The 24,430-nt window shown below is 68.4% G+C and carries 21 protein-coding genes; 6 read left to right on the top strand and 15 right to left on the bottom strand.

Annotation, left to right across the window (positions count from 1 at the left end; genetic code table 11):
- The first annotated feature begins 87 nt into the window (after positions 1–87).
- Positions 88–1,017: a Bax inhibitor-1/YccA family protein gene (locus DXT68_RS04545; protein ID WP_045253362.1), complete on the top strand. Its 930-nt coding sequence runs from the start codon at positions 88–90 to the stop codon at positions 1,015–1,017.
- A 167-nt stretch (positions 1,018–1,184) separates the two neighbouring features.
- Positions 1,185–1,457, top strand: coding sequence for a GlsB/YeaQ/YmgE family stress response membrane protein (locus DXT68_RS04540; protein WP_045253363.1), 273 nt, complete (start codon positions 1,185–1,187; stop codon positions 1,455–1,457).
- A gap of 89 nt (positions 1,458–1,546) precedes the next feature.
- Here the strand turns inward: DXT68_RS04540 and DXT68_RS04535 are convergent, their stop codons facing one another.
- From DXT68_RS04535 to DXT68_RS04515, 5 genes are all read right to left on the bottom strand, one after another.
- On the bottom strand, positions 1,547–2,836 hold the full coding sequence (locus DXT68_RS04535; protein WP_045253364.1) for an RNA polymerase sigma factor: 1,290 nt from the start codon (positions 2,834–2,836) through the stop codon (positions 1,547–1,549).
- A 1-nt stretch (position 2,837) separates the two neighbouring features.
- Positions 2,838–3,266 carry a YciI family protein gene (locus DXT68_RS04530; RefSeq protein WP_045253365.1) on the bottom strand — a complete coding sequence of 143 codons (429 nt, stop codon included), beginning with the start codon at positions 3,264–3,266 and terminating at the stop codon, positions 2,838–2,840.
- Positions 3,267–3,380: 114 nt separating this feature from the next.
- Entirely contained in the window at positions 3,381–4,319 is a 939-nt protein-coding gene (locus tag DXT68_RS04525; protein ID WP_045253366.1) for an L-lactate dehydrogenase, read from the bottom strand.
- A gap of 78 nt (positions 4,320–4,397) precedes the next feature.
- Positions 4,398–5,984 (bottom strand): glutamine-hydrolyzing GMP synthase, encoded by a 1,587-nt coding sequence (gene guaA / locus DXT68_RS04520; RefSeq protein WP_045253367.1) that lies wholly within the window; start codon positions 5,982–5,984, stop codon positions 4,398–4,400.
- Complete coding sequence (locus DXT68_RS04515) at positions 5,981–6,487, bottom strand: DUF3817 domain-containing protein (RefSeq protein WP_045253368.1); 507 nt, start codon at positions 6,485–6,487, stop codon at positions 5,981–5,983. Before DXT68_RS04515 ends, guaA begins: the two co-directional genes overlap by 4 nt.
- 90 nt (positions 6,488–6,577) lie before the next feature.
- On the opposite strand from DXT68_RS04515, the gene DXT68_RS04510 reads away from it, so the two are divergent.
- Both DXT68_RS04510 and DXT68_RS04505 read left to right on the top strand, forming a co-directional pair.
- A complete protein-coding gene (locus DXT68_RS04510) occupies positions 6,578–6,853 on the top strand; it encodes a type II toxin-antitoxin system Phd/YefM family antitoxin (protein WP_045253369.1) in 276 nt (91 codons plus the stop codon).
- Positions 6,850–7,245, top strand: a complete 396-nt coding sequence (locus DXT68_RS04505) for a type II toxin-antitoxin system VapC family toxin (protein ID WP_045253370.1) — start codon at positions 6,850–6,852, stop codon at positions 7,243–7,245. Before DXT68_RS04510 ends, DXT68_RS04505 begins: the two co-directional genes overlap by 4 nt.
- A 9-nt stretch (positions 7,246–7,254) precedes the next feature.
- Here DXT68_RS04505 and DXT68_RS04500 read toward each other — a convergent pair whose 3' ends face one another.
- The 6 genes from DXT68_RS04500 to DXT68_RS04475 form a co-directional block, all read right to left on the bottom strand.
- Positions 7,255–8,247 (bottom strand): class I mannose-6-phosphate isomerase, encoded by a 993-nt coding sequence (locus DXT68_RS04500; protein ID WP_045253371.1) that lies wholly within the window; start codon positions 8,245–8,247, stop codon positions 7,255–7,257.
- Positions 8,244–9,467: an ADP-dependent glucokinase/phosphofructokinase gene (locus tag DXT68_RS04495; RefSeq protein WP_045253372.1), complete on the bottom strand. Its 1,224-nt coding sequence runs from the start codon at positions 9,465–9,467 to the stop codon at positions 8,244–8,246. The genes DXT68_RS04500 and DXT68_RS04495 overlap by 4 nt, the downstream gene beginning before the upstream one ends.
- A gap of 28 nt (positions 9,468–9,495) precedes the next feature.
- Positions 9,496–10,359, bottom strand: a complete 864-nt coding sequence (locus DXT68_RS04490) for a ketose-bisphosphate aldolase (RefSeq protein ID WP_045253373.1) — start codon at positions 10,357–10,359, stop codon at positions 9,496–9,498.
- A 43-nt stretch (positions 10,360–10,402) separates the two neighbouring features.
- Positions 10,403–11,248: a carbohydrate ABC transporter permease gene (locus tag DXT68_RS04485; RefSeq protein WP_045253374.1), complete on the bottom strand. Its 846-nt coding sequence runs from the start codon at positions 11,246–11,248 to the stop codon at positions 10,403–10,405.
- 2 nt (positions 11,249–11,250) lie between these two features.
- A complete protein-coding gene (locus tag DXT68_RS04480) occupies positions 11,251–12,174 on the bottom strand; it encodes a carbohydrate ABC transporter permease (RefSeq protein WP_045253375.1) in 924 nt (307 codons plus the stop codon).
- Positions 12,175–12,257: 83 nt separating this feature from the next.
- Positions 12,258–13,550, bottom strand: coding sequence for an ABC transporter substrate-binding protein (locus tag DXT68_RS04475; RefSeq protein WP_045253376.1), 1,293 nt, complete (start codon positions 13,548–13,550; stop codon positions 12,258–12,260).
- Positions 13,551–13,799: 249 nt separating this feature from the next.
- On the opposite strand from DXT68_RS04475, the gene DXT68_RS04470 reads away from it, so the two are divergent.
- On the top strand, positions 13,800–14,603 hold the full coding sequence (locus DXT68_RS04470; protein ID WP_045253377.1) for a DeoR/GlpR family DNA-binding transcription regulator: 804 nt from the start codon (positions 13,800–13,802) through the stop codon (positions 14,601–14,603).
- A 98-nt stretch (positions 14,604–14,701) separates the two neighbouring features.
- Here the strand turns inward: DXT68_RS04470 and DXT68_RS04465 are convergent, their stop codons facing one another.
- The 3 genes from DXT68_RS04465 to DXT68_RS04455 form a co-directional block, all read right to left on the bottom strand.
- Complete coding sequence (locus DXT68_RS04465; RefSeq protein WP_045253378.1) at positions 14,702–19,342, bottom strand: ExeM/NucH family extracellular endonuclease; 4,641 nt, start codon at positions 19,340–19,342, stop codon at positions 14,702–14,704.
- Positions 19,343–19,577: 235 nt separating this feature from the next.
- Positions 19,578–20,330 carry an SURF1 family protein gene (locus tag DXT68_RS04460; protein ID WP_045253448.1) on the bottom strand — a complete coding sequence of 251 codons (753 nt, stop codon included), beginning with the start codon at positions 20,328–20,330 and terminating at the stop codon, positions 19,578–19,580.
- 59 nt (positions 20,331–20,389) lie between these two features.
- A complete protein-coding gene (locus DXT68_RS04455) occupies positions 20,390–21,505 on the bottom strand; it encodes a GuaB3 family IMP dehydrogenase-related protein (protein WP_045253379.1) in 1,116 nt (371 codons plus the stop codon).
- 76 nt (positions 21,506–21,581) lie between these two features.
- Here DXT68_RS04455 and DXT68_RS04450 point away from each other — a divergent pair, with 76 nt between their 5' ends.
- Positions 21,582–22,661, top strand: a complete 1,080-nt coding sequence (locus DXT68_RS04450; RefSeq protein WP_045253380.1) for an FAD-dependent oxidoreductase — start codon at positions 21,582–21,584, stop codon at positions 22,659–22,661.
- Positions 22,662–22,714: 53 nt separating this feature from the next.
- Here DXT68_RS04450 and DXT68_RS04445 read toward each other — a convergent pair whose 3' ends face one another.
- Positions 22,715–24,403: an ABC-F family ATP-binding cassette domain-containing protein gene (locus DXT68_RS04445; protein ID WP_045253381.1), complete on the bottom strand. Its 1,689-nt coding sequence runs from the start codon at positions 24,401–24,403 to the stop codon at positions 22,715–22,717.
- Positions 24,404–24,430: the final 27 nt, after the last annotated feature.

The raw sequence follows: 24,430 nt of genomic DNA, 5'->3' as shown, positions 1-24,430 counted from the left end.
GATCTCAGCGTAGGACACCCTCACGACCCGCCAGGGCGGGTATCGTGGAGGAAAGCGACCTACAACCCCTTTGGAGTGAGGCCCACCATGAGCAACTTCGCCTTCAACAATCCGGCGTTCCAGCAGCAGGATCCGCGCAACGTCGCGACCTACCCGGGTGCGCCGCAGGGCGCTCAGGGTGCGCAGACCGCCTCGTTCCAGCACGGCACGATGGATGCCGCCGCGAACGCCCAGCTGGAGGGCATGTACGCCGCTCCCCCGGCCGGCGCGATCGAGACCGACCGCATGTCCGTCGAGGACACGGTCTGGAAGACCGCGGGCCTCTTCGGCATCCTGCTGGTCACCGCAGCCATCGGCTGGGTCTGGACGCTCGGCGGCCTCTCGGCCCCGGTGCAGAACCCGTACGACCAGTTCCAGCCGAACATGCTGCCGTGGATCGTCGGCGCCCTCGTCGGATTCGTCCTCGCGATGGTCATCTCGTTCACCTCGCGCAAGAAGGTGCGCCCCGCGCTGATCTTCGCGTACGCCGCCTTCGAGGGTCTCTTCATCGGTGGCATCTCGGCGTTCTTCGAGGTCCTCTACCCCGGCATCGTCTTCCAGGCGACTCTGGCGACGGTCTCGGTCGTCGGCGTCACGCTGGCGCTCTTCGCCAGCGGCAAGATCCGCGCGTCGAAGAAGGCCACGAAGATCTTCATGATCGCCATGGTCGGCTACCTGGTCTTCTCGCTGATCAACCTCGTGCTCACCTGGACCGGCGTCCTCGGCGAGGGCGCGGCCTTCGGTCTTCTCAGCAAGGTCGAGATCCTGGGTATCCCGCTGGGTCTCATCATCGGCGTCCTCGTCGTCATCATGGCCGCCTACTCCCTGGTGCTCGACTTCGACCAGATCCAGCAGGGCGTGCGCAACGGCGCTCCCCGCAAGTACGGCTGGCTCGGGGCCTTCGGCATCATGGTCACCGTCGTGTGGCTGTACGTCGAGATCCTGCGCATCATCGCGATCGTGCGCGGAAACAACTGACCGAGCGAGTTCGTCGAGAGGCCCGTCTCCCCGCAAGGGAAGGCGGGCCTCTTGCCATACGATGCCCCCTCCGCGCAAGGGGATGCGGGAAATACTCAGCTGAGGAATAGTGGTCACACGAACCCCCGGCACCCCAGGGGTTTTACACAGTAAGCAAGGAGCAGACCATGGGTTTTCTCGGATTTCTTCTTCTCGGCCTGATCGCAGGCGCCATCGCAAAGCTCATCCTCCCCGGTAAGCAGGGTGGCGGCTGGCTCGTCACTCTTCTGCTCGGTGTCGTCGGAGCTCTCCTCGGTGGATGGATCGGTTCCGCCATCTTCGGTGTGGGCGTCGACAGCTTCTTCGAGATCAGCAGCTGGCTCCTCGCCATCGGCGGCTCGATCATCGTGCTGCTCATCTACGGCCTGATCGTCGGCCGCGGCAACAAGGCCCGCAGCTGACCACATCGCGCCTCGCGCGGTGAACAGAACCGCCCTCGTCGACAGCACTGCTGTGGGCGAGGGCGGTTCTTCGTGTGCGCGGTGCGTCGTCAGCTCTCCGCGGCCTTGGCGGCGAGCAGCGCGCGCTCGCGCTCGTTCCCGGCCAGCGCCGCAGCGACGGCGAACTCGCCTCGGGCCTCGTCCCGACGACCGAGGCGCAGCAGCAGCTCCGCTCGGGTCGCAGGAAGCAGGTGATACCCGGCCAGGGCGCCCGAGGCCGCGAGAGCATCCACGATCTGCAGTGCGGATGCCGGACCCACAGCCATCGCCACGGCCGCCGCCCGGTTGAGCTCGACCACGGGTGACGGTGCGATACGGCCGAGTGCCTCATAGAGCACGACGATGCGGTCCCAGTCGGTCTCCTGCACCGAGGCCGCCACCGCATGGCATTCCGCGATCGCGGCCTGCAGTCCGTACGCGCCGCGACCTGTTCCGCGCGAGTCTGCGCGGGCGAGCGCGTCGCGCCCGCGCACGATCCGGCCGCGGTCCCAGCGCCGCCGGTCCTGATCGGCGAGCAGCACGGGGTCCCCGTTCGCGTCGACCCTCGCGGCGAAGCGTGCGGCCGTGAGCTCCATCAGGGCGAGCAGGCTGAGCGGGTCGCGCTCGCGCGGCATCAGCGCCACGAGCACCCGCGTGAGTCTGATCGCCTCGGCACTCAGCTCGGGGCGCATCCAGTCCGAACCGCTGCTGGCCGCATGACCTTCGTTGAAGATGAGATAGAGCACCCCGAGGACGCCACCCAGCCTCTCCGCATGCTGCTCGCGCGGGGGGATCTCGAACGGCACGTGCGCGGCGGCGAGGGTCTTCTTCGCGCGCACGATCCGCTGCTGCACTGTGGCCGTCGGGACCAGGAAGGCCCGAGCGATCTCCTCGCTCGACAGGCCGCCCACGACACGCAGCGTCAGGGCGACCTGGGCTTCGCGGGAGAGCACGGGATGGCAGGAGATGAAGATCAGCCGGAGCACGTCGTCGTCGACGGCATCCGGGTCCCACGGCAGAGCATCGGTCGTCGCATGCCGCTCGCGCTCCAGATCGTGGGCGAGCACCGCCATCCGCTCGTCCAGCCGCTCGCGCCGACGCCATCCGTCGACCGCCTTGCGTCTGGCCACCGCCGTCAGCCACGCGGCTCCGTTGCGAGGCACGCCGTCGATCGGCCACTGGCGCAGCGCATCCAGCAGCGCCTCCTGGGCGAGGTCCTCGGCGAGACCGAAGTCGCCGACCATGCGCGTGAGCGTGGCGACGATCTTCGCCGACTCGATGCGCCACACGGCGGCGACGGCCCGCCGCGCACCCTCGTCAGGGGCGGGGCGGGCCTGCTCGCGGTCGTGAGCGTCTGTCATCTCACTGCTGAGCGCGGCGCGCCTCTTCGTCCGCGCGCCAGCCCTTCTCCTTCTCGATCCACTCGTTGTCGGCCGGGAAGTCGGATTCGTCGGTCACCCGTCGCACCTCGAGGAACGACCCGGCGCCCAGCGGAGCACGACTGGCCCACTCGGCGGCCTCCTCGCGGGATGCGACCTCGATGATCCAGAAGCCGTTGAAGAGCTCCTTGGTCTCGCCGTAGGGGCCGTCGGTGATGAGCGGCTTCTCGGCGCTGAAGTCGACGACGAAGCCCTCCGCGGCGTCGCTGAGTCCTTCGCCGGCGAGCAGCACACCGGCCTTGATCAGCGACTCGTTGTACGCGCCCATGGCCGCGATGACCTCCTCGAAGGGCGTCTCCTTGTAGGCCGCGACCGCGTCGTCGTTCGATCGCATGATCAGCATGTACTTCATGGTGTTCTCCTCGGTGGGTGGGGCCGTCTCTCGACCCTCTCATTCAGGACGTCGAACGGGAACACCTCAGATCGACATCGCCGTCGAAGAAATCCCGGATTCTCTGCGACCGGTTCATCCGAGCTCGTCGATCGCCGCGCGGATCGCCGCGGCGGATGCGTGCAGCTGAGCCCTCTCGTGCGCGCTCATCGGGGTCTCCCCCAGCGGCACTGCACCCGCCGCGCCCACCACAGAGGGTACGGACAGCGCGACGCCGTCGATGCCGTACTGGCCGTCGAGCACGGTCGCGACCGGGAGGACAGCCCGCTCGTCCCGCAGGACCGCTTCGGCGATGCGGGCGCAGCTGACGCCGATGGCGAGGTTGGTGGCGCCCTTGCCGCGGATGACGGCGTAGGCCGCATCACGCACCTCGATCGCGATCCGGTCGAGCTCCTCGGCCGTGAACGGCTCGTCGGCGGGCCAGTCGAGGATCGGCACGGATCCGATCGTCGCATTGGACCACAGCGGGAACTCGGTGTCGCCGTGCTCGCCCACGATGTCGGCGTGCACACTCGCCGTGCTCACGTTCGCCCGGTGCGCGAGACGCCAGCGCAGTCGGGAGGTGTCGAGGACGGTGCCGGATCCGAGCACCCGGTGGGGAGGCAGCCCGGAGACGCGCTGGGCGACCACGGTCATGACATCGGCCGGATTCGTCACGACGAGGAACACTGCCTGGGGCGCACGCTCGACGAGCTGCGGCATGAGCGTCTCGAGCAGCCGCGCATTGATGCCGGAGAGCTCCATGCGAGTCTGCCCCGGCTGCTGCTTCGCCCCGGCGGTCACCACGATCACATCGCTGCCGTCGACGACCGAGAGATCGGAACCACCGCTGACCGAGGCAGAGGTGAACTGGGTGCCGTGCGCGAGATCGAGCACCTCGGCATCCACCTTGTCGGTCGCGATGTCGTAGAGCGCGACCTCGGCCGCACTCCCCCGGATCAGCGCCGCATACGCCACGCTCACCCCTACGCTCCCTGCACCGATAACCGTGATCTTCGTCCGCGCCGTGGTCATACGCTCATCCTGCCGGATGAGACGCGAACGGGCACGGACCGTGCTGGTCCGTGCCCGTTCGGCGTCATCCGCGAGAGATCACTCCCACTCGATGGTTCCCGGCGGCTTCGATGTGACATCGAGCACCACGCGGTTGACGTCACGGACGCCGTTGGTGATGCGGCTCGAGATCTTCGACAGCACGTCATACGGCAGGCGCGTCCAGTCGGCGGTCATGGCGTCTTCGCTCGAGACCGGGCGCAGCACGATGGGGTGCCCGTACGTGCGTCCGTCGCCCTGCACGCCCACGGAGCGCACGTCGGCGAGCAGCACCACCGGGCACTGCCAGATGTCCTGGTCGAGTCCCGCCTTGGTGAGCTCCTCCCGCGCGATCGCATCGGCTTCACGCAGGATCTCGAGGCGATCCTGCGTGACCTCGCCGATGATCCGGATGCCGAGACCGGGCCCGGGGAACGGCTGGCGTCCGACGATCGCCTCGGGGATGCCGAGCTCACGGCCGATCGCACGGACCTCGTCCTTGAAGAGCGCCCGCAGCGGCTCGATCAGCTCGAAGTCGAGGTCGTCGGGCAGTCCGCCCACGTTGTGGTGCGACTTGATGTTGGCGGTACCCGCTCCGCCGCCGGACTCGACGACGTCGGGGTAGAGCGTGCCCTGCACGAGGAACTTGACCGGTGCGCCGCCCGCGGCCTTGGCCTCGGCGACGAGGTCGAGCTGCACCTTCTCGAACGCGCGGATGAACTCGCGACCGATGATCTTGCGCTTCTCCTCGGGGTCGGTGACCCCGGCGAGGTGCCCCAGGAACGTCTCGGCCGCGTCGACCGTGATGAGGCGGACGCCGGTCGATTCGACGTAGTCCTTCTCGACCTGCTCGCGCTCGCCCTTGCGCAGCAGGCCGTGGTCGACGAACACCGCCGTGAGCTGATCGCCGATGGCCTTGTGCACGAGCGCGGTCGAGACGGCGGAGTCGACGCCGCCCGAGAGCGCGGAGATCACGCGGGCGTCGCCCACCTGCTCGCGGATGCGTGCGACCTGCTCGGCGATCACGTTGTCGGGATTCCAGTCGGAGGCGAGACCCGCACCGCGGTGCAGGAAGTTCTCGATGACCTGCTGGCCGTGGTCGGAGTGCTTCACCTCGGGGTGCCACTGCACGCCGTAGAACCCGCGCGCCGGATCCGCGAAGGCGGCGACCTTGGTCGCCTCGGTGGTCGCGAGCACCTCGAAGCCCTCGGGAGCCTTCGCGACCTGGTCGCCGTGGCTCATCCACACGTTCTGCTCTGCAGGCTGGCCGCCGAGCAGCGTGCCGCCGTCGCCCGTGATGACCGCATCGGTCGCGCCGTACTCGCGCAGGCCGGTGTTCGCCACCTCGCCGCCGAGGGTCTGCGCCATGTACTGGAAGCCGTAGCAGATGCCGAGCGTCGGAACCCCGAGCTCGAACACCGCGGGATCGAGGCGCGGAGCCCCCTCCTCGTACACCGACGACGGCCCGCCGGAGAGGATGATCGCGACCGGGTTCTTCGCCGCGATCTCCTCGGCGGTGGCCGTGTGCGGCACGATCTCGCTGTACACGCCGGCTTCACGCACTCGGCGGGCGATCAGCTGCGCATACTGCGCGCCGAAATCGACGACGAGCGTGGGGCGCTGCTGGGTCTCTGACTGCTCGGTCAACGGACACCTTCCGGGGCGGGGGCCTGTGCGGCCTCTCGAGTGGAGAGATAGGTCTTGACCTCGCGGGCGACCACGTTCTCCATGAAGAAGGAGAGCAGCGGGATCACACCACCGAGGGCCAGGAGGATGAAGCGGGGGAACGGCCAGCGCATCAGGCTCCACATGCGGAAGCACGCGAAGAGGTACACCACGTAGAACCAGCCGTGCGCGACGAGGATGAACAGCGACAGGTTGAACCCGTCACCCAGCGAGGTCATCTCGCAGGAATTGGTCATCGGAGCGAACAGCGACCACCACTGGCAGTCCGGCCCCGCGAGGACGCCCGCGAACCAGAGCGGTCCTCCGGAGCCCCCGAGGAAGAGTTCGAGGTGGATCGGCGTGTACTTCAGCACCATCTCGGTCAGCAGCAGGAGCAGCATGACTCCGGTGATGATCGACGCGATCTGGTAGAACTTCAGCGCACCGCGGATCGCCGGAAAGCTGGCGACTTTCGGTTCGGGCATGCCCTCAGTCTAGTCGGCGTGGAATTCCGGATGAACGAGAGAGTCGGCCTGGTCTGGTCACCTTGACCAGACCAGGCGTATCCTTGGCGAATGACGACGATCGTGAACGTGCAGGACGCCAAGACGCGCCTCTCGGAGCTGCTGAGGCGGGTGGAGTCCGGAGAGGAGATCGTGATCGCGCGCGCAGGAGCGCCGATCGCCCGGATCAGTGCGGCCACTCCGCGGCGCCGCACCTTCGAGACGGCTCTGCTCCCCGAGATCCCGCCGATCTCCGGCGAGGCGCTGTTCGACGATGCACCGCACAGCGAACTGGCGGACTGGGAGGTCGGCCACGGCGACGACCCTCTGACCTCGGCACCGCGGTGAGCGCGTTCCTTCTCGACACGCACGTCGTGCTGTGGTTGGCGACGGATCCGGAGCGGGTGCCCCGTGCCGTTCGTGACGACCTCGCCGCGGCCGACTCCGTCGTGGTCTCCGCGGCCAGCTCCTTCGAGATCGCGCAGAAGACCCGCCTCGGGCGATTGCCGCACGGCGGGAGAGTGCTCACCCGATGGCAGACCCTGATGGACCTGATGTTCGCGACGGAACTCCCCCTCACCTCCGCGCACATGCGACTCGCCGGCGAACTCGCCTGGGAGCACCGAGATCCCTTCGATCGGATGCTCGTCGCTCAGGCGCAGCTCGACGGGCTGATCCTCGTCACCGCAGACCGGCGAATCCTGGAGTATCCCGAGGTGTCCTGCGCCGACTGGGTATGACGCCCCTCACTACGCGGCCGGGGGTCGGGCGATCAGCAGCTCGCCGACGCCGGCGACGTCGAGGTCTCCCGCACTCCAGGGGACGAGGAGAGTGCTGCCGGAGCGGAGCCGCTCCCCCGCCGCCCCCGCGACACCGATCTCGAGTGCCCCGTCCGTGACGACCACGATCGAGAACCCCCGGTCCACCACCGCGGCCCCGTCGACCCGCATCCGTTCGAGTCGGAAGTACGGATCCGCGTCGTGCGGGAACACGGACCCGCTCGCCGGCGCGGACCGCACGAGATCGCGCATGCCCTCGAGACTGCGCGCCCGGGTGTTCACGGCGGTGAGGGCGAGATCGAAGCCCAGCCCGAGATGGCCGAGAGCCGGTCCGTCGATCGCGAAGCCGTGCCACTCGAGCAGGATCGACAGGTCCTCGGGCTGCTGGAGTTCGAGGAGCAGCACTCCGGCGCCGATCGCGTGGAGCTCGCCGGGAGGCACCCAGACGACATCGCCCGGCGCCACGTCGATCGCGTGCAGCAGACCGAGCAGCACCTCGACGTCCTGCCCCGACACCAGCGTCGAGAGGCGGGTCAGGTCGACGTCCTCACGCAGACCGACGTGCACGGTGCCGCCCTCGAGGATGTACCACGCCTCGGCCTTGCCGTGCGCGCGACCCAGGTGGCTCGCGGCGAAGTCGTCATGCGGATGCGCATGCACGGGCAAGCGCTGACCGGCATCGAGGATCTTCACCAGCAGCCGGGTGTCGGCGCCCCACCGCTCGACGTGCGCGGCGCCCAGCCACCCGACCGGATCCGCCTCCACGGCGTCGCGCAGCACACGTCCGTCCGGGAGCGTCGTGAGTCCGAGCGTCTCCTCCCCGCGGATGGTGGTGGTCGATCCCACCCAGTCCTCCGGGACCCGCTCGGCGGCTCCGTGCTCGCGGCGGAAGGCGTCGATCCGCGCCCCGCCGCGGTAGAAGCGCTCGGGCGGACGGTTGGAGGGCAGCAGTATCGGGTTCACCGGCGCGCTCCCTCGACGGCGTGCACGGCGAGGAATCCCCCGACGAAGCTGTCGCCGAGGCCGATCGTCGTGGGATGCGCGACGTCGAGCGAGAAGGCGGGCACGCCGACGGCATCCGTGATGCTCTTCTCGACCTCTGCGACCAGTTGCGCGCCGCCGGAATGCTGCGGCATCGACGCCGTCGCCGCTGCTTCCTCCGGCGTGAAGCCGTCGCCGACGCGGTAGCGCGTGGCGGCGACGCGGACGGCGCTCTCGAGCGCCTCTCGATGACGTGCGGACTGCGGGCCGACGGCGATCGCCCAGTACCGGGTGTGCACGACGAGCGCCGGGACCGGGATGATCCGCTGCACCTCCTCCAGCGCGCGCGTGACGTCGGCCGCATCGAGCAGGTTCACCGGATGCCCGACGTATTCCTGCAGCTCGTCCTCGTTCATCCCGTACACGTGGATGCTCGGCAGCAGCCGCCCGCGCACGGTCTCGGCGAACGCGCGCGTGTAGAAGCCCGCGTCCTCGTAGTAGACCAGCGCGTCCGCGGGGAGTCGAGGCAGCGCGCGAGCGATGTCGTCGAGACGCGCCTCGAGCAGGGAATGGTCCTGCATCGTGTTGAACCCGGAGATCAGGAACGCGGATGCCGTGGCGAGCGCATCCGCAAGGCCTTCCGCGATCACCATCTCGCGGTTCGGCGGATCGTTCGCGAAGATCAGCCGATTGGCTGCAGGCGAGACGATGTCTCCGTCGACGAGGCGCACGGTCGCCCCCACCGGATACTGCACGATCAGGTGGGGGTCGAGCGTGTCGTGCGTGGCGGAGGACAGCACGGTGATGGTGGACGGCAGCAGCCGTCGCACGTTGTCGTCGATGCTCACCAGATGCTGGACGCTGGGGATGCCGAGACTGTCGAGCACCAGCCCCGCCCGCACCCCCGTGCCGCCGAGGGTCACGTCGTAGGCGAAGTGCCCCGCGAACCGCTCCAGGATCTCGGACGAGGCGACGAACCGCTCCGCGCCCGTGCCGGCCGCCACGAAGGCGAGGATGGTCACCAGAAGGGAGCGCTCGTCGGTGATCGGCGCCGAGGGCGTCAGCTCGTGTCGACGCACGCGCAGCTCGCGCGCGAGTCGCTCGACCACGGCGGAATCCCACCGGAGCTCGAAGTCGACCGTTCCGCCGAGTCCGAGCACGAGCTGCCTGTCGCGTGCTGCCACGCCCGCTTCACCGATCATCCGACGATCGTCCTCCTCGTGGCCCTGGTCAGTACAGCTCGGCTTTGCCGTCTGCGCCGAACAGTCTGATCTTCTCCGCCGCGGTCGCCTTCATGGCGGCGATCGGTTCGGGCTGGATCGCGTTCGGCTCGCGCAGACGCTCATCGGTGCCGAGGATCTCGCGCATGCGGTTGTGGTACGAGACCTTGATGTCGCTCGAGATGTTGATCTTGTTCACACCCAGCTCGACCGCGCGCTTGAGCTCTGCATCGGGGTTCGACGACCCGCCGTGCAGCACGAGGGGGATGCCGACGGCCGCCTTGATCTGCTCGAGGAGGTCGTGGCGCAGCTCGGGGTTCTTGTCACTCGGGTACAGCCCGTGCGAGGTGCCGATCGCGATCGCCAGGCTGTCGACGCCCGTCTCCTGCACGAAGCGCACCGCGTCGTCCGGGTTCGTGTAGATGATCTCGGCCGCTCCCGACTCGCCGTAGCTGTCGTTCGCGCCGATGGTGCCGAGCTCGCCCTCCACCTGGATGCCCACGGCGTGCGCCGCCTCGACGACCTTGCGCGTCAGTGCGACGTTCTCCTCGAACGGCAGCAGAGAGGCATCGATCATGACCGAGGTGAAGCCGGACTTGATGGCGGTGATCATCTGCTCGTACGTGCCGCCGTGGTCCCAGTGGATCGCCACGGGGACGCTCGCCCGGTGCGCGCGCGAGTGCATGGCGGCGATCAGATCCGTCGTGACGTGCGACACCTCGTCGGGGTGGATGGCGATGATCACGGGGGCATCCAGCTCCTCGCTGATGTCGATGATGCCGGTGAACATCGCCCAGTCGCTGATGTTGAACGCGGGGATCGCGAAGTTGTGTTCGTTGGCGACGTCGAGGATGGATTTGCCGGTGTAGAGCACGTGTTTCTCCTGTTTCGTGGGGGTGAAGTCGAGGTCGGACGGATCAGCTCTTCACGGAACCGGCCGTGAGGCCGCCGATGAAGTAGCGCTGGAAGAAGAGGAAGAGCACGAGCACCGGGATCGACCCGAGCACGCTCATGGCCATGATCTGGTTCCACTCGTACGAGTGCTGCCCCATGAGCAGCTGGATGCCGATGGGCACCGTGCGCATGTCGATCGTGCGCGTCAGCGTCAGCGCGAACAGGTACTCGTTCCACGCGATCATGAACGTGTAGATGCCGACCGAGACGATGCCGGGGATCGAGATCGGCACCAGGATGCGCCACAGCGCGGTCATCGACCCCGCACCGTCGACCCGCACGGCCTCGTCGAGCTCCTTGGGCAGCGTGTTGAAGTACCCGGTCATCATGATGATCGCGTAGGGCAGCGTGAACACCATGTACGTGAGGATCAGCCCGAGGTACGAGTTGTAGAGCCCGAGGGCCACCATGAGTCCGAAGTACGGGATGAGCAGGGTGATGGGCGGCACGGCCTGCACGCTCACGATCACCACGTTCAGGATGCGCTTGCCGCGGAAGTCGAAGCGGCTGAACGCGTACGCCGCCTGGATCGCCACGAGGAGGGTGAGGATGGTGACCGCGCCGGCGACGATGTAGCTGTTCAGGAAGAATCGCATCGTCTCGGGGTTGGTGAAGATCGCGACGTAGGCGTCGAACGAGAACGTGTCGGTGATCAGTCGCGGCGGCAGCTCGAAGATCTGCGTGTTCGACTTGAACGAGCTCGACAGCATCCACAGCACGGGGCCGGCGGCGAAGACCGCCCCGAGGATCAGTCCGATCGTCACGCCGGTCTTCGCGACGCGGCGCTGGGCAACGATGGTGAGAGCCACGATCAGTCCCTCGCTTTCTGGTGACGGACGTAGAAGACGGCGAGGACCATCGACATGAGCAGGACGAGCACGGCCGACGTGGCGGCGAGCGAGAAGTCGTACTTGGCGAAGGCCAGCTTGTAGGTGAAGGTGCTGAGCACCTCGGTGACGTCGATGGGGCCGCCACCGGTCGTCATCCAGATGAGCGCGAACTGCTGGGAGGTCCAGATCAGATCGAGCAGCACGAGGCTGACGATGATGGGGCGCAGCTGCGGGATGGTGACGTTCCAGAACCTCTGCACGGCGCCGGCGCCGTCGACGGTCGCCGCCTCGTTGAGCTCGTTCGGGATGCCCTGGAGACCGGCGAGAAGGCTCACCATGAAGAACGGGTAGCCGGCCCAGATGTTGATGAAGATGATGGTGCCCAGCGCGAGCTGCGGTGAGGCGAGCCACTCGATGTCCGTGTTGAGGAGGAAGTTGACCACGCCGTTGGGGGCGAGCAGCATCCGCCAGAGCACGGCGATCACGGCGACCGTGAACAGCCACGGCAGGATGTAGAGGGCCCGGAAGAACGACCTCGAGAAGCGGCCGAGCAGCGGGCTGTTCAGCATCATCGCGAAGGTGAGTCCGAGGACGAGGTGCGCGACCACGCTCGTCACCGTGAAGAGGATCGTGTTGCCCGTGGCCTTCCAGAAGCGCGGGTCGGACAGGATCTCGACATAGTTCGCGATGCCGACGAACTCGGGGGACTTGTTCAGGATCACGTTGTCCTGGAAGGAGTACCCGATCACCATGACGATCGGAACGATCATCAGCACGAACAGCAGGATGATCGTGGGCGAGAGGAAGGCGTACGACTCGGTGGTCTTGCGCAGCTGGCGCCGGCGGCGCGACAGCGGGACCCCGGTGACGATCACCTCGGTGTCGTCGGACGTTCTCAGACTCATGGGACGCGTGGCTCCTTGATTGGTCGGGTGCCGCATCGCATCGGGGACGATGCGGCACCCCGTTCAGACGGGAAGCGGAAGACTCAGAACTCCGCTTTCCAGGACTCCTGCGCCTTGTCGAGCGCGTCGTCGATCGACTGCTGGCCGTCGAAGGCCGACTGCAGCTGCTCCCCGAGCTGACGCATCAGCTCTTCGGCGACCGGGAGTCCGGTGAACTCGTTGGCGGGGTAGCCCGCCTGGTAGATGTCGAAGGCCGTCTTGAACAGCTCGTCGTCGTTCACGAAATCCGGCACCGACTTCGAGTTGCCGGGGAACGCCTTCGCCATCGTCGAGAGCTCGGAGTTGGTCTTCTCGCTCATCAGGAACGACACGAGCTTGAACGCGGCGTCCTTGTGCTCGGAGTTCTCGGCGACGCCGATGCCCCAGGATGCGTAGGGGATGCCTCGTTCGCCGTCGTAGCCGTCCTCCGCCGGGAGGGCGGAGATCGAGAACTTCAGATCCGGGTTGGTCTCGCGGATGAGGTTGATGTGCGCGAGGGAGTCGATCATCATGCCGACGCGGCCGTTGGTGAACTCCTCGACCTTGTCCTGCTCCTTCATCGTGAAGGAGCCCGAGGCGATCGATCCCGCGTCCCACATGTCGCCGATGAAGTCGACGGCCGAGGTGACATCGGCGTTCGTCAGGTCGGGCTGACCGTCCTTGAGCATCGAACCACCGGATGCCCACACCCACGACATGACGTCGTTCTGCACGCCGTTGGGCGCCTCGAGCGACAGCGGAAGAACCCAGCCGGAGGCGTCGTCGCCCAGAGCGGAGACCTTCGCCGCGGCATCCGCGAACTCCGTGCGGGTCGTCGGGGGCGCGGTGACGCCGGCCTCGGCCAGCAGCGTGTCGTTCGTGAACATCGGGTACACGAAGTTGACGACCGGGATCATGTAGGTGCTGCCGTCGACCTGGATCTGGCTCGCCAGCTCGCTGTCGTCGTAGTCGTTCTCCTTCATCAGTGCGCTGAGATCGGCGATCACCCCCTGCGAGGCGAAGTCGTTCACCCACGCGCCGTCGAGTCCGACGACGTCGGGCATCGTGCCCGAGGCGGCGCCGGCGAACAGCTGCTCCTTGGTCGAGGCGTACGGACCGCTCACGAGCTTGACCGTGATCCCCGGGTTCGCGTCCTCGAACTCGTCGATGAGCCCCTGGAACTCGCCGTCGGGGAGCTCGGGCTCCCACCACTGCGCGAACTCGATCGTCACGTCGCCGTCGCTCGCGCCGGTTCCGCTGTCGCCCGCCGCGCACCCTGCCACGGCCAGAACCGTCACGGCTGCCGTCGCTGCGCCGGCGAGCTTCAGAATGCGTCGCCCTCGCCCCACTGTGATCATCACTTCTCCTCTTCGAGATCGTGCCGCACACGCGCTTCGATGCTTGTTCGTGCGGTTTTGAGCCATGTTATGCCGACATTTGCAAGATAGTCAAGAGTTTTCCTGCGGATATCCGAGTTGTAACTACAGATTTCCTCGACTGTAGCCCCGTCGTGGTCACTCTCGGGCCCCCATTACTGTACGTCGACGATTGCAGCTTTCTGCGTTGATCTGCGGCGTTCCGTGCGGCGATGTGCTACAGATGTGTGCATGGAAGCAACCGCATCGACGCCGAAGCGCCGACTCCCCGCCGGCCGCAAGGCAGATCTCGCCGCCTACGTCGAGCAGGTGGGCGAAGTCACCGTCGGCGGGCTCGCCGAGCACTTCAACGTCTCGATCGACACCATCAGGCGCGACCTCGATCAGCTCGACCGCGAAGGCGTCGTGATCCGCACCCACGGCGGCGCGATGAGCGCGGAAGGCCAGCTCAAGGATCGCGCGCTCGACGTGCGTCTGCGGATGCAGACCGAGGAGAAGGAGAAGATCGCGCGCCTCGCCGCCGGCCTGATCGACGACGGTGCGGTCGTGATGATCAACGCCGGCACGACCACTCTCGCCCTCGCCCGCGCGCTGCGCTCGCACCGCGACCTCACGATCGCCACGAACAATCTCCGCATCCCCGCGGAGATCCCGCCCTCCGCATTCCGCGACCTGTACGTGTTCGGCGGGGCCGTGCGGGCGATCACCCAGGCGACGACGGGACCGGTGACGTTCACCATGACGCCGGGAGGGCCCGAGGTCGACATCCGGTGCGATCTCGCACTCATCGCGGTGGGCGCGATCGACGAGGCCGGGTTCTCGACGTCGAACATGGGCGACGCGAACATGATGGCCGAGATGATCCAGCGGGCGGAGCGCACGGCGATCCTCGCCGACTCGTCGAAGTTCGGTCGCCGGCTCTTCGCACAGGTGACGACGCTCGACCGCGTCGACTACCTCGTGACGGACACCGCGCCGACGTCCGACTTCGCCGCTGCGCTCGCACAGGCGGAGGTCGAGGTCATCAGCGGCTGAGCCGCTGGGCCGCCGGGCACGAAGAAGGCCGCCGGGCACGACGAAGGCCGCCGGGATCGCTCCCGGCGGCCTTCGCCTGTGTCACCGTGCGTTCAGCGTCAGAACCACCGTGTGAGCAGGTCCCAGAGCCAGTCCAGGATCGCGCCGATGATGCCGCCTGGACGGTTCACGGTGACCGTGGCGGTCGCCGCATCGCCGTCCGCCTGCGCCACCGAAACGGTGTACTTGCCGGACGGCGCGCTCTTCGGCACGGTCACCGAGGTGCTGAACGTGCCGTCGACGCCCACCTGGACGGTGCCGACCTCGACCGGCTTGCCCTTCTTGGGCTGGAGCTCGATGGTCACGGTCTCACCCGCCACATAGCCTTCTCCGTTGATCTGCAGCTTCTTGCCCGCCGCCACCTTCGAGGACCCGAGCTCGATGGTGCCCGCGAACTGCTCGGGCTCCTCCTCGCCGGCGATCGTGAACGGCACCTGCACGGTCGTGCCCGTGCCGGCCACGGAGACCGTGAGCTGCTGTGCCCCGTAGATCCCCGAGGGGACCGCGAAGGTCAGCGACGCACGCCCCGCCTCATCGGTGGTGTCGACGATCGTCGGATCGACGGCACCCGAGGCGAGCTGCGCCTCTCCGAGAGACAGCGTCACCTCTCCCGGCGCCTGCTCACCCGCGCTGAAGGCCAGCGACGAGAGAGCGACGGTCACCTGGTCGCCGGCGCGGTAGCCGTCGGCATCCGGAGCACTGACCGAGACGCCCACCGCTCGCTGCGCGAGATCGGGAGTCGCGGTCTTGTTCGCATCGAACCAGTCGACCATGGACTGCAGGTCGATCTTGCCGGTGTCGCGCTTGCCCGCTCCGGACTTGAAGGTGCCGAAGTTGTCGCCACCCGCCGCGAGGAACGAGTTGGCGGCCACCGTGTAGTTCGCGGTCGGGTCGATCGCGGTGCCGTCGAGAGTGATCGACGTGATGCGCGAGCCCTGAGCGGCCGCGGGGTCGTACGTGTAGACCAGCCCCTCGGACACCCCCAGCTTGAGGAACGGACGAGCCGATCCCGCCGGCTGCCACTGCTCCTCGAGCACGCCCTTCAGCTGCGCTCCGGTGAGCGCCAGCGTGACCAGCGTGTTGGCGAACGGCTGCACCGTCGCCGCCTCGCGATAGGTGACGTTGCCCGCCGGGTCGTTCGCGTTCGACGACGCGTACGTGAGGTTGGCGCGGATTCCACCCGGGTTCATCAGAGCGATGTCGGCCCCGGTCGACCACTTCTGCACGTCGGCGACGAAGTTCCCGATGGTGGACTCTCCACCGCGGTTCTCGGAGCCGTTCGACTGACGGGCGCGGTTGAAGTCGGCCGTGATGTCTCCGACCTTCACCGCTCCGAGAACATCGGCCTCGGCCTTCGCCTTGGCGACGATGTCGGCCACCTCCGGAACAGCCGGGTACAGCGGCTGGCCGGCCGAGGTGAGCGGCTTGATCTCGTTGGTGATCGAGAGCAGCTCCTTCGTCTTCGGGTCGACCTGGAGGTTCATCAGACCCAGGTTCTCGCCGTACTGCCCCGCCGACACGACGGGGCGACCGTCGATGACGTGGTTGTACGCGAGGTGGGTGTGCGCCGAGACGATCGCGTCCACATCGTCGTCGACCCCGTACACGATCTCGCCCAGCGGCGAGGTCGGGGTGATCGCCGACAGCTCGGTGCTCTCGGCGCCCTCGTGCACGAGCAGGATGACGACATCCGCCTCGCCGTTGGAGTCGTCGCCGTCGCGCAGGTCGTCGGCCACCGCATTCACCGAGTCGGCGATGCTGCGCACCTCGAGCCCTGCGATGCCCTCGGGCGACACGAGCGAGTCGAGATCCTCGGTGACGGCTCCGACGAAGCCGACGCGCACGCCGTCGAGCTCCTTGACCCAGGCCGGTGCGAGCGCGGGCTCGCCCGTCTCGGTCAGGAAGACGTTCGACGAGATGTACTCCCAGTCCGCGCGGTCCTGCACACGGTCGCGCAGGTCCTCCCAGCCCTGGTCGAACTCGTGGTTGCCCGCCGCGCTGACATCGAGACCGGCCGCGTTGAGCGCGTCGATGGTCGGGTTGTCGTCGTTGATGAAGGACGTGAACGTCGACGCGCCGATCAGGTCGCCGGCACCGGCGAAGATCGTGTTCGGGTTCGCCTCGCGGAACTGCTTGACGGCTCCGGCGACGACCGCGGCACCCGCGGCGGCACCGTCGGCCTCGATACGACCGTGGAAGTCGTTGATCGTCACGACGTCGATGCTGACGGGCGGCACCGCGGACGAGACGCCCACGATGATCGGATCGTGGTCGCTGGAGCGGAACGGCGTCCCCGCCTCGGTGGCGCCGAACGCGTAGCCGCGATCGCTCCACTCCGGGGAGTTGATGCTCCACACTCCCGCACCGGTGATGGATGCCGAGAGCGACGGCGATGCCAGCACGTGGTCGAGCGAGCCGAGCTCGCCGTCGAACGAGTACGTGTGCTGGTCCGGTGCCTTCTCCCGCGCGACATCGCTCCACCCCGCCGAGGTGAAGACGTCGATCGGGTCTTCCTTGGCGTAGGCGTTGAAGTCGCCGATGAGCAGGATGTCGGCGCTGCCGGTGGTCTGCTCGATCTCGTCGGTGAAGGCCTTGAGCGAGTTCGCCTGCTTCACACGATCGGCGTTGAAGAAGCCCTGACCATCGGCCGGCTCCGCACCGCCGCCCTCGGGCGCCGACTTCGACTTGAAGTGGTTCGCCACCACGGTGACGATGCGTCCGTCGATGTCGAACGCCTGCGCGATCGGCTCGCGGGCGTTGCCCCAGACGCTCTCATCCCTGACCGTCAGGCTGTCGCCGACCGTGTCGACCGCACCCTTCTTGTAGATGATGGCGCTCGTGATGAAGTCGGTCGTCGCCGCGTCGTTCAACTCGGCGGGGGTGCGCACGTAGTCCCACACGTCGTCGCCGAGTGCGTCGTTGAGACCGTCGACCAGGTCGGCCAGTGCCTCGTCGAGAGAGCCTCCGAGCTTGATCGAGTTCTCGATCTCCATCAGCGACACGATCTCGGCGTCGAGGCCGTTGATGGCGGCGACGATCTTCGACTTCTGGATCTCGAACTGCGCCGCGTTCGCCGCGCCTCTGGCGTTCGAGTTCGTGCTCTTCAGCGTCGTGAAGTAGTTGAAGACGTTGAACGACGCCACCTGCACGTCACCGCCGACCGACGGAGCCGAGTCGCTGCGCGGGTTGGTCGCGGTGAAGCCGGCCTTCAGGTCGGCGGGCGAGGTGCTGTCGATCGGCACCACCGGCTGCAGGCGCCAGTCGTCGAAGCCGTACTGCAGCACGTAGCCGCGGTCGCTGAAGTCGACGGTGTCACCGTTGCGGACCACGAGGTCCTTCGTGAAGTACGGCTGGTCATTGGGGTGGCCGTTGTTGGTGACCTGGATCGACCATCCGTCGTCGAGCAGGATGCGGTTGGCGCGGTTGGCGGCGGCGATCGCCGCCGCCTCGTCGCCCGGACGCGCGAGCTCGGTGCTCTTGACGTTCAGGTCTGCACCGGCGTTGAGCCACAGCGCCCCGAAGTTGTAGAGCTGGTGGCTGGAGGCCACGCGGTACGTGCCCTCGGGAGCCACGAGCATGTTCTCGAACTGCTCGCGGTCGGCGCCCACCACGGTGTCGGGGAGCGGCGTCACCTCGGGAACGCCCACCGCGGCCTGCACGACCGAGATGCCGGAGAGCGCGGTCGGGTTGATCTGCGTCTGCCCGAAGTACTCGCTGACCCCTCCGGTGACCGACACGAGATCGCCGATCTCGAGCGTGGGGGCCAGGGCGTTCAGGAACACGAAGACACCGTCGGAGGCACCGGGGGTCGCATCGGTGGCGCCGCCCGACCCCTGGGTCTGGATGACGATGCCCTTGTACCCGCCGGTGCGGTGGTCGGCCGTGACGATGCCCTGCACCGTGACGGTCTGGCCGTTCAGCGGCGAGACATCGGTCGTGCCCTGCACCTCGGCGATCGACACGGCGGCCGGGTCGGTGCCGGGGTCGGTTCCCGGGTCGGTGCCGGGATCCGTGCCTCCGGAGTTCTGCGGAGTGATGGTCGCCGAGAGCGCGAAGTCCGCGCGGTTGTCGTCGGTGTCCTTGCCCTCGGTGCGGTTCAGCGACTTGACGTCGGTGTTGCCGGTGGGGGGCGTCGCCGCGGTCTTCTCGAAGGTGTTCGAGGTGCCGTAGCCGAGCACGTCGATGACGCCGTCGACGCCCGTGATCGAGCCCGGGGTCAAGGTGACGGCGGCGGTTCCCTCGACGAGGGCCAGAGTGCCGTTGGTGCCGCTCGGGTTCAGCGTGCTCACCGCGTCGGCGGCCGGCAGAGCCGCGCCGTTCGCGCCGTTGCTGCCCGCCTGCACGAGGTAGTGCCCGCCCGCCGGGATGACGCCGGTCAACGGCGCGACGCCGTTGGAGGCACCCGTGCCGGTCGCGGACCGGTACTGCAGCGAGAGACCGTCGAGGGTCACGGGAGCGGCAGTCGGGTTGTAGAGCTCGACGAACTTGTTGGTGAACGCGGCACCGGCGCTGCCGCCGGAGAGGTACGCCTCGTTGATGACCACCCCTGTGCCCGCGACATCGGCGGAGGCGGGCGCGGCGATCAGGGCGCTGGCGCCCAGGGCGGCGACGCAGGTGGCGGCGAGAACGCCGAGACGCCCCCGACTTCTGCGATCAGACCCGGGAACCTCGTGGTTCACGGCGTCGGGAGCGGACATCATCTGTGTTGTCTCCTCGGGGTATCTTCCGGCGGCGGCTCTCGTGAAACCGCGGCTGCGCGCACTCAGCTGACGCACATGTGAGCGAGCCTACGGAGGCCCTCGGACAACCTCAACGGAGTTTCCCGATTGGTAACCAAGCCCTCACCGAACGTCGGAAGACACCCCCGACGAAGGTGGAATACCGGACGCATCCCCGCTCGGATGCGCAACCGAGGTCGCGCAGACGCGCGGTCGGTCAGGTCGTCTCGCCCGCGGCCGCGTCGTCGAACTCCTCGACCTCGCGCTCCCAGGCGTCCTTCGCCAACCGGTACCAGAGGTAGAACGCGAAGCCGGCGAAGATCGCCCACTCCACCGCGTAGAAGACGTTGAGCCAGTTCACCGGCGACAGCTCCTCGGGCGCCGGGGAGGCGATGTCGGCGAGGCCCGCCGTGGCCGTCACCGAGGCGAGGTAGGGCCGGTACACGTCGAGCTGGTCCGTGTCGTGCCAGTGGCTGAGCAGAGCGGCGGGTGACATCCGGTCCATGCGCTGCGGATCGTCCGCGGGCGGCAGCGTCGTGCCCTCGTCGGAGATGAGACGTCCGATGATCGTCGCCGACGACGGGCCGGAATCCAGCTCGTCGATCGCCGATTCCGCGACCTCGCGGTCAGCGGTCCAGCCGATCGCGACCGCGATCGACGTGCGCTCCGCGACCCGGAGCTGCCCCGTCACCCAGTACCCCTCGACGCCGTCGTTGAACCGGCTCGACACGACGAGGAAGTCGTCGGCGATCCAGGTTCCGGACGTCTCGACCTGCTGGCCGACCAGGGGTTCGGGAAGATAGACGCCTGGTTCGACCACGTCGGTCAGCGGACGCAGCTCCTCGGTCACGCCCGCCGGGGGCGGATCGGTCTCGATCGCGCGCTCGAGCTGCCACTGACCGAGCCACGCGAACACGCCGGCGACGACCAGGCACAGCACCAGCATCCCGATCCAGCGTCCGCGGAGCATGACCTCGCGGAGGGTCGGCGGGAACAGAGCGGGAGCACTCACGGCGTCGTGCAGGACCCTCAGGCCTCGTAGGGTGCGAGGACGACCTCGACCCGCTGGAACTCCTTGAGGTCGGAGTATCCGGTGGTGGCCATCGACTTGCGCAGCGCGCCGATCAGGTTCGCGGTGCCGTCGGCGACGGGCGCGGGACCGTAGAGGATCTCCTCGAGCGTGCCGATGCCGCCGACCTCGACGCGACGCCCGCGCGGGAGCTTCGGGTGGTGGGCCTCGGGACCCCAGTGGAACCCGCGGCCGGGGGCATCGGTGGCCCGGGCGAGGGCGACGCCGAGCATCACGGCATCGGCGCCCATCGCGAGCGCCTTGACGATGTCGCCCGAGGTGCCGACGCCACCGTCGGCGATGACGTGCACGTAGCGTCCGCCCGATTCGTCGAGGTAGTCGCGCCGGGCGGCGGCGACGTCGGACACGGCCGTCGCCATCGGCGCGTGGATGCCGAGGGTCGCCCGCGTGGTCGAGGCCGCTCCCCCGCCGAAGCCGACGAGCACGCCGGCGGCGCCGGTGCGCATCAGATGAAGGGCGGCGGTGTATGTGGCCGCGCCGCCGACGATCACGGGAACGTCGAGGTCGTAGATGAACTTCTTCAGGTTGAGCGGCTCGTCGACGCTCGACACGTGCTCGGCGGACACCGTGGTGCCGCGGATCACGAACAGGTCGACCCCGGCCGCCGCGACGGTGTCGTAGAACTCCTGCGTGCGCTGCGGAGTGAGGGAGCCGGCGACCGTCACGCCGGCCTCACGGACCTCGGCGAGGCGCTGCGTGATCAGGGTCGGCTTGATCGGCTCGGCATACAGCTCCTGCATGCGCGCCGTCGCCTGCCCCTCGTCGAGGCCGGCGATCTCCGCCAGCAGCGGCTCGGGGTCGTCGTACCGCGTCCACAGCCCCTCGAGGTCGAGGACGCCGAGTCCGCCCAGCTGCCCGAGCATGATCGCGGTCTGCGGGCTGACGACCGAGTCCATCGGGGCACCGAGCACGGGGATGCCGAAGCCGAACGCGTCGATGGTCCAGGCCGTCGACACATCCTCCGGGTTGCGGGTGCGCCGCGAGGGCACCACCGCGATGTCGTCGAACGTGTACGCGCGACGCGCGCGCTTGCCTCGGCCCAGCTCGATCTCCATGGTCACCCCGTAAGCCTACCGGGCGCGCGAGACACCGCCCACGGCTGGAAGACTGGAGGCGAGGACGGGAGGCACCATGTCGGATGCGGTGGAGGTCGCGGTCGTCGGCGGCGGCGTGATGGGACTCGCGACGGCCTGGGAGCTCACCCGCCGCGGTCTCTCCCCCGTCGTCTTCGAGAGATTCACGCGGGGGCATCACCAGGGCGCGTCCCACGGCGCGACCCGCAACTTCAACAACGCGTACGACGAGGAGCACTATCTCGATCTGCTCGTGCGCGCGAAGGCCGGTTGGGACGCCCTCGGCGACGTCGACGGCGCGCCGCTGCTGCGTCTGCACGGGCTGGTCACGCACGGTGCGGTGGACATCGCCCGCATCGCGCAGCGGCTGGACGAGCGCGGCATCCACGCCCGCATCCTGTCTGCGCGGGATGCGGCCTCCCGCTGGTCGGGCATGCGGTTCGATGCCCCGGTGCTGTTCTCACAGGACGCCGGTGTCGCGCGGGCGAGCGCCACGCTCGTCGAGCTCGAGCGTCGGATCGCGCAGGGCGGGGGCGAGGTGAGATGGGGCACCCCGGTGTCCCGGGTGCAGGAGACGGACGCCGGTGTCGACCTCGTGCTCGACACCGGCACGATCCGCGCCGAGACCGTCGTGGTGACGGCCGGCGCGTGGACGCGGCGGATGCTGCCCGACCTCCCGCTCCCCCGGCTCCGGGTGACCGAGGAGACTCCGGCGCATTTCTTCCCCGTCGGTCGCGCCGACTGGCCCTCGCTCAATCACTATCTCGACGCCGGCCGGTATCCCGGGACCGTCTACGGGATGCCGACTCCCGGCGAGGGGGTGAAGGTGGGGTTCCACGGCGTGGGCGACGTCGTGGATCCCGACGGCAGACCGCACATGACGACCCACGCGGAGTCGCTGGCCGACTACGTCGGCGAGTGGATGCCGGGCCTCGACCCGGCATCCGCCGTGCCGATCAGCTGCACGTACACCTCGACCGACGACAGCGCCTTCGTACTCGATCGCCGCGGGCGCATCGTGGTGGGGGCGGGGTTCTCGGGACACGGCTTCAAGTTCGCTCCCGCCATCGGCGGCGTCCTGGCCGATCTGGTCGTGGATCCGTCGGCGCGGGCGGCCGAGCCCTTCCGCCTGCGCTGAACCGCACCTCGAGCATCCTCACCACTGCGGTGGAGCGGGCGCCCCCAGTGCGCTCAGCGGCTGCGCACGACCCTCCCCTCGTCCCACACGGGGGCGTCGGCCTCGTACACCTCCCCGTCGGAGCCGAACACCAGGAACCGATCGAAGGACCGCGCGAACCAGCGATCATGTGTGACCGCCAGCACGGTGCCGTCGAACCGGGTCAGCGCATCCTCGAGCGCCTCGGCCGACTCGATGTCGAGGTTGTCGGTGGGTTCGTCGAGCAGCAGCAGACTGGCGCCCGAGAGCTCGAGCAGCAGCACCTGGAACCGCGCCTGCTGCCCGCCGGACAGGGACTCGAATCCCTGTTGCGCCTGACGCACGAGACCGTAGCGGTCCAACGCCGAGCTGGCGGCATCGCGCGGCATCCCCGCACGCCGTTCGTCGCCGCGATGCAGGATCTCGAGCAGGGTGCGGCCGACGAACTCCGGATGCGCGTGCGTCTGCGCGAACAGCCCGGGAACGACCCGCGCCCCCAGCGTGACCCTGCCGGTGTGACGGACGGCCTCGAGCTGCTCCCCCGTCGAGGTGACATGTCCTCGCGCGGGGTCGGGGTCGGTGCCGCCACGGGCGAGCAGGCGGAGGAAATGAGACTTGCCCGATCCGTTCGACCCCAGCACGGCGACACGGTCGCCGTACCAGATCTCGGCGTCGAAGGGCCGCATCAGGTCGGTGAGCTCGAGCCCCTGCGCGACCACCGCGCGTCTGCCGGTGCGCGCGCCGCGCAATCGCATGTCGAAGTCCTGCGCGGGCGGCCTCTCCTCCGGCGGGCCGGCATCCTCGAACCGCCGAAGACGCGTCTGGGCCGCCTGATACCTCGACGCGAAGCCGTCGTTCGCCGACGCCTTCACCTTGAGCGTGGCCACCAGGGTGCGCAGCTTCTCGTGCTGTTCGTCCCAGCGACGACGCAGCTCGTCGAGGCGGTCCATCCGGTCTGCGCGTGCACGGTGGTACGTCGAGAAGCCGCCGCCGTGCACCCACGCCGTGGCCCCGGCGCCGCCCGGCTCGAGGGTCACCAGCCGATCGACGCCGCGCGCGAGCAGTTCTCGATCGTGCGACACCAGCAGCACCGTCTTGGGCGTCTGGCGCAGCTGCTCCTCGAGCCAGCGCTTGGTCGGCACGTCGAGGTAGTTGTCCGGCTCGTCGAGCAGCAGCACGCCGTCGGGACCGCGCAGCAGCGCCTCCAGAGCGAGACGCTTCTGCTCTCCGCCCGACAGCGTGGTGAGCTCGCGGTAGCGGGCACGATCGAACGACACCCCGAGGGCCGCGACCGTGCACTGGTCCCAGACGGTCTCGTGCTCGTATCCTCCGGCGTCCGCGTACTCCGCGATCGCCGTGGCGTACGCCATCTGCGTGTCGTGCTCGTCGCGCGCGATCAGCGCGTTCTCGGCAGCCTCCAGAGCCTCGGCCGCCTGACGGATCCGACGCGGAGCGACCCGCACCAGCAGTTCGTGCACGGTCTGGCCGGGCTCACCGTGCCCGACGAACTGGTCCATCACGCCGAGACCGCCGTCGATCGTGACGACGCCCTCATCCGGTGCCAGGTCACCGCGGATGATGCGCAGCAGCGTGGTCTTGCCCGCGCCGTTCGGACCGATCAGCGCGCTCGTCGACCCCGAGCCGACGCGGAACGTCACCTCGTCCAGCAGAGGTCTGCCGTCGGGGAGGGTCAGCGAGACCCCCGTCACATCTATGTATCCCACCGTGCGTGGCCGTCCTTCCGCCCGCCT

Origin of the sequence: Microbacterium foliorum, from assembly GCF_003367705.1 — a bacterium.
Classification (GTDB): domain Bacteria; phylum Actinomycetota; class Actinomycetes; order Actinomycetales; family Microbacteriaceae; genus Microbacterium; species Microbacterium foliorum.
Note: the sequence above shows the minus strand (reverse complement) of the source record. Positions and strands in the feature narration are given on the sequence as shown.

Excerpts from the sequence above, each read along its gene's own strand:
- DXT68_RS04545 (WP_045253362.1), top strand. The coding sequence starts at position 88 with ATGAGCAACTTCGCCTTCAACAATCCGGCGTTCCAGCAGCAGGATCCG.
- DXT68_RS04540 (WP_045253363.1), top strand. The coding sequence starts at position 1,185 with ATGGGTTTTCTCGGATTTCTTCTTCTCGGCCTGATCGCAGGCGCCATC.
- DXT68_RS04535 (WP_045253364.1), bottom strand. The coding sequence starts at position 2,836 with ATGACAGACGCTCACGACCGCGAGCAGGCCCGCCCCGCCCCTGACGAG.
- DXT68_RS04530 (WP_045253365.1), bottom strand. The coding sequence starts at position 3,266 with ATGAAGTACATGCTGATCATGCGATCGAACGACGACGCGGTCGCGGCC.
- DXT68_RS04525 (WP_045253366.1), bottom strand. The coding sequence starts at position 4,319 with ATGACCACGGCGCGGACGAAGATCACGGTTATCGGTGCAGGGAGCGTA.
- DXT68_RS04515 (WP_045253368.1), bottom strand. The coding sequence starts at position 6,487 with ATGCCCGAACCGAAAGTCGCCAGCTTTCCGGCGATCCGCGGTGCGCTG.
- DXT68_RS04510 (WP_045253369.1), top strand. The coding sequence starts at position 6,578 with ATGACGACGATCGTGAACGTGCAGGACGCCAAGACGCGCCTCTCGGAG.
- DXT68_RS04495 (WP_045253372.1), bottom strand. The coding sequence starts at position 9,467 with ATGATCGGTGAAGCGGGCGTGGCAGCACGCGACAGGCAGCTCGTGCTC.
- DXT68_RS04480 (WP_045253375.1), bottom strand. The coding sequence starts at position 12,174 with ATGAGTCTGAGAACGTCCGACGACACCGAGGTGATCGTCACCGGGGTC.
- DXT68_RS04475 (WP_045253376.1), bottom strand. The coding sequence starts at position 13,550 with ATGATCACAGTGGGGCGAGGGCGACGCATTCTGAAGCTCGCCGGCGCA.
- DXT68_RS04470 (WP_045253377.1), top strand. The coding sequence starts at position 13,800 with ATGGAAGCAACCGCATCGACGCCGAAGCGCCGACTCCCCGCCGGCCGC.
- DXT68_RS04465 (WP_045253378.1), bottom strand. The coding sequence starts at position 19,342 with ATGATGTCCGCTCCCGACGCCGTGAACCACGAGGTTCCCGGGTCTGAT.
- DXT68_RS04460 (WP_045253448.1), bottom strand. The coding sequence starts at position 20,330 with ATGCTCCGCGGACGCTGGATCGGGATGCTGGTGCTGTGCCTGGTCGTC.
- DXT68_RS04455 (WP_045253379.1), bottom strand. The coding sequence starts at position 21,505 with ATGGAGATCGAGCTGGGCCGAGGCAAGCGCGCGCGTCGCGCGTACACG.
- DXT68_RS04450 (WP_045253380.1), top strand. The coding sequence starts at position 21,582 with ATGTCGGATGCGGTGGAGGTCGCGGTCGTCGGCGGCGGCGTGATGGGA.